Raw genomic sequence first — 252 nt, 5'->3', positions numbered from 1 at the left:
GACCGACTCGTACGTCGTCAACCCGATCCGCTTCCCGGGCGGCTCGATCGGCGACCTCGCCGTCAACGGCACCGTCAACGACCTCGCGGTCACCGGCGCCGTGCCGCGGTGGATCACAGCCGCGTTCGTGATCGAGGAGGGCCTGTCGATCGATGTGCTGCGGGAGGTCGCCGCCGACATGCGGCGCGCCGCCGACGCGGCGGGCGTCGCGATCGTCGCGGGCGACACGAAGGTGGTGCCGCGGGGAGCCGC

General features: G+C 73.4%; 1 protein-coding gene. It reads left to right on the top strand.

Annotated features, from left to right (window positions below; all coding sequences use genetic code 11):
- Positions 1 to 252: AIR synthase related protein (locus tag RMT89_RS44425; RefSeq protein WP_315889434.1), on the top strand; the 252-nt coding region annotated here is incomplete at both ends.

The organism is Streptomyces sp. P17, assembly GCF_032436805.1.
Lineage (GTDB): Bacteria > Actinomycetota > Actinomycetes > Streptomycetales > Streptomycetaceae > Streptomyces.
Note: the sequence above shows the minus strand (reverse complement) of the source record. Positions and strands in the feature narration are given on the sequence as shown.